6 protein-coding genes are annotated in these 6,427 nt (G+C 73.2%); 4 read left to right on the forward strand and 2 right to left on the reverse strand.

From position 1 onward, the window contains the following. Window positions 1–148: 148 nt before the first annotated feature. Both GYH36_RS18620 and GYH36_RS18625 read right to left on the reverse strand, forming a co-directional pair. Window positions 149–586, reverse strand: a complete 438-nt coding sequence (locus GYH36_RS18620) for a VapA/VapB family virulence-associated protein (RefSeq protein ID WP_155100166.1) — start codon at window positions 584–586, stop codon at window positions 149–151. A gap of 206 nt (window positions 587–792) precedes the next feature. Then, entirely contained in the window at window positions 793–1,503 is a 711-nt protein-coding gene (locus tag GYH36_RS18625; RefSeq protein WP_115941577.1) for an iron-dependent transcriptional repressor DtxR, read from the reverse strand. A gap of 121 nt (window positions 1,504–1,624) precedes the next feature. Here GYH36_RS18625 and GYH36_RS18630 point away from each other — a divergent pair, with 121 nt between their 5' ends. The 4 genes from GYH36_RS18630 to GYH36_RS18645 form a co-directional block, all read left to right on the forward strand. Further along, window positions 1,625–1,969 (forward strand): PadR family transcriptional regulator, encoded by a 345-nt coding sequence (locus GYH36_RS18630; protein WP_024842391.1) that lies wholly within the window; start codon window positions 1,625–1,627, stop codon window positions 1,967–1,969. Continuing rightward, complete coding sequence (locus GYH36_RS18635) at window positions 1,966–2,916, forward strand: permease prefix domain 1-containing protein (protein ID WP_162290634.1); 951 nt, start codon at window positions 1,966–1,968, stop codon at window positions 2,914–2,916. Before GYH36_RS18630 ends, GYH36_RS18635 begins: the two co-directional genes overlap by 4 nt. Before the next feature lie 109 nt (window positions 2,917–3,025). After that, the gene (locus GYH36_RS18640; RefSeq protein WP_162290636.1) at window positions 3,026–5,863 is read left to right on the forward strand and encodes a cation-translocating P-type ATPase; all 2,838 of its coding nucleotides are present in this window, start codon (window positions 3,026–3,028) and stop codon (window positions 5,861–5,863) included. Between the two features lie 99 nt (window positions 5,864–5,962). After that, window positions 5,963–6,427: ClpX C4-type zinc finger protein (locus GYH36_RS18645; RefSeq protein ID WP_312028714.1), on the forward strand; the 465-nt coding region annotated here is incomplete at its 3' end.

The following is a 6,427-nucleotide window of genomic DNA, read 5'->3' on the forward strand; positions in this document are numbered from 1 at the left end:
CGACGCCGAGGCCCGCCTCCAGCGCGCCAAGAACCAGACCGCCGGGCTCATCGTCCCCGCCTGACACCCCTCACGACGCGGACCCCGGCCCGCACGACGCCCCACGAGGCGCCGCGCGGACCGGGGTCCGTCGCGTCCGGGCCGTGGCCTACGACCAGGAACCCGTGCCGCCGCCCGTGCCGAGCGCGGTCGAGAACGCCCCGGCCTGGAAGTGGCCGAGCAGGTGCGAGCTCTTGTCGAAGAAGTTCACGTTGAAGTAGACCGGCGTCGCGTTGAACTGGAAGCTCTTCGTCGAGGAGTAGAGCCGGTCGAGGTCGTCGGTGTAGACGTCGCCCCAGGCACCGCCGCCGCCGGGCGTCGAGATGCCGCCGGCGTGCCCGCGGAACCTCTTGCCGCCCTCGATGTCCACCGCCACCTGCAGGTAGAAGATCATGCTCGCGACGGACCCCTGCGCGGAGTGGGCCGTGGTCAGGCTCCGCAGCCGCTCCGAGGCCGCCTCGACCAGTTCCGGGTCGAGCGCGCCCTCCGTGGCACGCGCGAAGTCCGCGACCAGGATCTCCTTGTCCACCGTCGTCGTGTCGGTCATCGTGTCCCCCTGCTGTCGTCCGACCGGGGCGGCGGGCGCCGGCCCCGGGACCCGCACGCGGCGACCGGTCCACCGGACCGGCGCCGTCGTCCGGGTCTACCGTCAGGCTAGGGATCCGGGGCGCGGCCGGACACACGAGCGCGAGACTTCACCCGCTGCCCTCGACGTGCGGCGCGGAGACGCGAGGCCCGGGACGGCGCCCGCGCTCAGTCCGCGGTGACGAAGAGGTGGCGCGCGACGTCCATCGGCAGGTCGAGCACCGTCGTCGCGCCCTCGCCGGACGCGGTGACGACGCCGTCGCCGACCGTGACGACGAGGGTCTGGCGCGGGAACAGGCCGGCCTCGGCGAACCGCGCGAGCAGGTCGACGTCGACCTGGACGGGCTCGGCGATGCGCTGGAGCACGACGCGGACCTCCGTGCCCGCGGTCGCGCCGCGCGCGGCCAGGAGGGCCGGCAGGGACACGACGCCCTGGAGGTACCCGACCTCGGGCAGGTCCTCGCCGAGCTCGCGCAGGCCGGGGATCGGGTTGCCGTAGGGGTCGTGCGCCGGGTGGTCGAGGAGGCCGACGAGGCGACGCTCGACGAGGTCGCTCATGACGTGCTCCCAGCGGCACGCCTCGGTGTGCACCTGCTCCCAGTCGAGCTTGATGACGTCGGTGAGGAGCCGCTCGGCGAGGCGGTGCTTGCGCATGACGCGCACGGCCGTCTGGCGACCGAGCGCGGTGAGCTCGAGCTGGCGGTCGCCGCCGACGACGACGAGCCCGTCGCGCTCCATCCGCGCGACGGTCTGGGACACGGTGGGGCCCGAGTGCCCGAGGCGCTCGGCGATGCGCGCGCGCAGCGGGGGGATGCCCTCCTCCTGCAGCTCGTAGATCGACTTCAGGTACATCTCGGTGGTGTCGATCAGGTCGGTCACGAGCCCTCCCGCGGCAGGTACGACGCACTCTTCTCTGGAACCGTTCCAGTCTAGCGCCCGCGCGGCCACACGATGTTGTGCCTCTTGCGTATAGTGTGTGACACACACTATGGTGTCAGCCATGACCGATCCCGAGATCCTCGCCGGGCACAGCCAGGAGGTGCGCCGCGGCTCCGTCGTCGTCGCGAGCCTGCTCCTGCTCCGCCGGCCCGGCTACGGCTACGGGCTCCTCGAGGCGCTCGCCGCGGCCGGGGTCCCCGTCGACGCCAACACGCTCTACCCGCTCCTGCGCCGCCTCGAGAAGCAGGGCCTCCTCGTCAGCGAGTGGAACACCGACGAGGCCCGGCCGCGCAAGTTCTACCGGACCTCCCCCGAGGGCGACGCGCTCGCCCGCTCCCTGCTCGACGAGTGGCTCGCCACCGCACGGAGCCTGCAGACCATCGACTCCCAGGAAGGCACGTCATGACGCTCACCGACCGCTACGTCGCCGCGACGCTGCGCCGCGTCCCCGCCGCGCAGCACGCCGACCTCGAGCAGGAGCTGCGCGCGTCCGTCACCGACGCGATCGAGGCCAAGGTCGAGGCGGGCGCCGACCCGGACCGGGCCGAGACCGAGGTCCTCAACGACCTCGGCGACCCGGACCGCCTGGCCGCGGACCTCGCCGACCGGCCGCTCCACCTCATCGGCCCCGCGTACTACCTCGACTGGCTGCGCCTGCTCAAGCTGCTCCTCTGGGTGAGCCTCGTCCCGGGAGCGATCGTGCTCACCACGGGCCTCGTCGAGGGCGACGCCGTCGGGTCGGCGATCTGGAGCGGCGTCTGGACCGCGGCGAACGTCGCGCTGCAGATCGCGTTCTGGACCACGCTCGTGTTCGTCCTCCTCGAGCGCTACGGCGATCCCCGCGGCCCCGAGGACCTCACCGGCGGCCCGTGGACCGTCGACCGCCTCCCCACCGAGCGCGCGCCCCGCGCCGTCTCGCTCGTCGACACGGTCGTGTCGGTCGGCCTGCTCGCGCTCGTCGCGGCCGCGCTCCTGCTCCAGCGCACCGTCTCGTGGTTCCACGAGCCCGACGGCACTGCGATCCCGGTGCTGCACCCGGACATGTGGCCGACGTGGACGCTCGCGCTCCTCGCGGTCGTCGCCGTCGACGTCGTGCTCACGATCCTCACGTACGTCCGGGGCCGGTGGACCGTGGGGCTCGCCGTCGTCAACACCGTCACGGCCGTGCTCTTCGCGGGCGTCGTCGTGTGGCTCGCGAGCGTCGACCGCCTCGTGAACCCCGCGTTCCTCGAGGCGTCCGGCGGCGACTCCCTCACGTGGCTCCCGAACGTCGTCATCGCCGGGACCGTGGTCATCGCCGCGTGGGACGTCGTCGACGTCTGGGTCAAGGCCCTGCGCGACCGGCGCGCCTGACCCGCCTCCCCCCGGCCACCGCCCGCCCGCCCGACCGCAGCCCCGCGGTCCGCGGGCGGGCGGCGTCGTTCCCCGCGCCGTCCGCGGCCTTCGGTGCCACGATCGGGCCATGAGCGCTACGGCCCCGGAGGCCGGCCCGCACGCCTCCGGCTCCCCCAGCACGTCGAGCACCGGGTCCGCCGAGGGTCCCGCCTGGTACGCCCAGGACGCGACCGCGGTCGTGGCGGCCCTCGGGTCGGACGCCGAGAACGGCCTCACCGCCGCCGAGGCCCGCGCGCGCCTCGAGCGCGACGGCCCCAACGAGATCGTCGCCGAGCCCCCGCCGTCGCGGTGGCGGATCCTGCTCGGGCAGCTCGCGGACCCGATGAACATCATGCTCGTCGCGGTCGCGGTCGTCAGCGTCGCCATCGGCCAGCACCCCGTGGGTGTCATCGTCGCGACGCTCGTCGTGCTCAACGTCGTGCTCGGCACGCGGCAGGAGGTGCAGGCGCGCGCGACGGTCGACGCCCTCGCGCGCACCCAGACGCCGCAGGCGCGCGTCGTGCGCGACGGCTCCGTCGCGAGCGTGCCGGCGGTCGACCTCGTGCCGGGCGACGTCGTGCAGCTCGAGGCGGGGGACGTCGTGCCCGCCGACGGCCGCATCCTGCGGTCCGCGACGCTCGAGACCCAGGAGGCCGCGCTCACCGGCGAGAGCGCGCCGATCGGCAAGTCCGCGCCCGCGCTCGCGTCCACGGACGTCGCGCTCGGCGACCGCGTGAACATGGCGTTCCAGAACACGTCCGTCACGCGCGGCACGGCGACGATCGTCGTGACCGAGACGGGCATGAGCACGCAGATGGGCCGCATCGCGTCCATGCTCTCGGCGGTGAGGACCACGCGGTCGCCGCTGCAGCGCGAGCTCGACTCGCTGACGAGGGTCCTCGGCCTCGTCGCGTGGGGCGCCGTCGCGATCATCGTGGTGATCGGCCTGGCGCGCGGGCAGAGCATCACCGCGCTCCTGCTGCTCGGCATCTCCATGGCGATCTCCGCGATCCCCACGAGCCTGCCCACGTTCGTGCAGGGGATGCTCGCGTACGGGGCGAAGCAGCTCGCCGCCGCGAAGGCCGTGGTGAAGAACCTCGCCGACGTCGAGACGCTCGGCGCGACGAGCGCCATCAACTCGGACAAGACCGGCACCCTGACGATGAACCAGATGACGGTCCGGTCCCTGTGGTTCCGGGGCGAGTGGTACACCGTCGCGGGCGAGGGGTACGCCAAGCAGGGCACGATCCGGCAGGCGGCCGGGGCTCCCGCGCCCGACTTCACCTACCTCGCGTACGGGCTGTGCCTCGACAGCGACGCGACCGTGTCCGACGCCGGGGACGTCGTCGGCGACCCGACCGAGGCGGCGCTCGTCGTGCTCGCCGCGAAGATGGGCGTCGACGCCGAGGAGACGCGCCGCGCCTATCCGCGTGTCGCCGAGGTCCCGTTCGACTCCGACTACAAGTTCATGGCGACGTTCCACCACGTGCCGTTCCAGGGCGAGACGCGGCTCGCCGGGGTCGTCAAGGGCGGGCCGGACGTCGTGCTCGCGCGCTGCTCGGGGATGCTGCGCCCGGACGGGACGGTCGTCGGGATCGACGCGGCGCGCGAGGAGGTCCTCGACGCGAACCGCGAGCTGTCGGAGCAGGGCCTGCGCGTCCTCGCGTTCGCCGTGCGCCGGCTCGACGTGCCCGACGCCGACGTCCAGGCCGACCCGATGTCGTTCGTCACCGACCTCGTCTTCGTCGGCCTCGTCGGGATCATCGACCCGCTGCGCCCCTCGTCCGTCGAGGCGGTGCGCGTCGCGCAGGGCGCCGGGATCGACGTCCGCATGATCACGGGCGACCACGCGATCACCGCCGCCGCGATCGGCAAGGAGCTCGGGCTCGGGCCGGGCGCCGCGAGCGGCGCCGACATCCAGGCGATGACGGACGACGAGCTGCTGGCCGCGCTGCCGAACCTCCACGTGTTCGGGCGCGTCACCCCCCAGGACAAGCTGCGGCTCGCGCGGCTCATGCAGTCGGAGGGGCTCGTCGTCGCGATGACGGGCGACGCCGTGAACGACGCCGCGGCGCTCAAGCAGGCGGACATCGGCGTCGCGATGGGGTCCGGGAGCGAGGTGACCAAGCAGGCCGGGAAGATGATCCTCACGGACGACAACTTCGGCACGCTCGTCACCGCGATCCGCCTCGGCCGCAGCATCTACGAGAAGATCGTGTCCTACGTGCGGTACCAGATGGCCGGGCTGTTCGGGCTGGTGCTGCTGTTCCTCACGGCGAGCGTCTTCGACATCAACGACGGCGTGCCGCTGTCGCCGCTCATGGTCCTGTTCCTCAACTTCTTCGTCACCCTGTTCCCGGTGATCGTCATCATGCTCGACCCGCCGAGCGACGCGATCATGAGCCGCCCGCCGCGCGACCCGAAGGTCACGATCACCAACGCGCACGCCGTGAGCCGCTGGCTCCTCTACGGGGTGGTGCTGTTCGGCGTCACGCTCGCCACCCTCCTCCTGGCGCCCGGCGAGATGCGCTCCGACGGCCCGTCCGTCCCGGTGACGATGGCGTTCGTCGTCATGGCCCTCGGGTCCGTGCTCGGTGGGCTCGCCATGCGCCGCGACCCGGAGTCGGGGCTCACTCCCCCGGTGCTCAAGCCGCTCCTCATCTTCACCGTGCCGGTCGTGCTGACGATCCTCATGGTCGAGTCGCGCATCCTCCAGGAGCTGCTGCAGACGACGAGCCTCACGTCGGGCCAGTGGCTCGCGTGCCTCGTCGTGTCGCTCGTCGTGCCGCTCGTGGTCGAGGCGGACAAGGGGGTGCGCCGGTCCGCGGCGCGACGTCGCGCCGCCCGGGCGGCCGTGCCCGCGGACGTGCGCGACGTCGTCGCACCGGTCCGGGCGCGCGAGGTCGCCCCGGCGTCGCGCGCCTGAGGCTCCGCGCCGGACGGCGCGGGGCGTCGCCCGGCATGTCATGGGCGCGGGCTACGATCGGCCGCAGTCGACCGCTACCCCCACCGACTGGAGGCCCCCGTGGCACGCTCCGACGGCACCGACGACGGCACACCCCGCGGCCAGCGCGGGCCACGCGCGGCCGACGCGCTCACGTGCTCGTTCTGCGGCAAGTCCCAGCGGCAGGTCAAGCGCCTCATCGCCGGACCGGCGGGCGTGTTCATCTGCGACGAGTGCGTCGCGCTGTGCCTCGAGATGGTCGAGGAGGACCGCGAGACGGAGGCCGCCGCGCAGGACGTCGTCACCGGTGACGGGCCGCTGCCGACCCCGCACGAGATCTTCGCGCACCTCAGCCGGTACGTCGTCGGGCAGGACGGCGCGAAGCGGGCGCTGGCCGTCGCGGTACACAACCACTACAAGCGCGTGCGTGCCGCCGCTGCCGCCGAGGAGGCGGGCGAGGCGCCCTCGGCCGACGACCCGGACTACGTGGAGCTGGCGAAGTCGAACATCTTGCTGATCGGTCCGACGGGGACGGGCAAGACGTAT

The sequence above is a fragment of the Cellulosimicrobium composti genome (assembly GCF_010287905.1).
Lineage (GTDB): Bacteria > Actinomycetota > Actinomycetes > Actinomycetales > Cellulomonadaceae > Cellulosimicrobium > Cellulosimicrobium composti.

Bases quoted from the DNA above. Each gene is read 5' to 3' on its own strand.
- GYH36_RS18620 (WP_155100166.1), bottom strand. From the start codon at position 586: ATGACCGACACGACGACGGTGGACAAGGAGATCCTGGTCGCGGACTTC.
- GYH36_RS18630 (WP_024842391.1), top strand. From the start codon at position 1,625: ATGACCGATCCCGAGATCCTCGCCGGGCACAGCCAGGAGGTGCGCCGC.
- GYH36_RS18635 (WP_162290634.1), top strand. From the start codon at position 1,966: ATGACGCTCACCGACCGCTACGTCGCCGCGACGCTGCGCCGCGTCCCC.
- GYH36_RS18640 (WP_162290636.1), top strand. From the start codon at position 3,026: ATGAGCGCTACGGCCCCGGAGGCCGGCCCGCACGCCTCCGGCTCCCCC.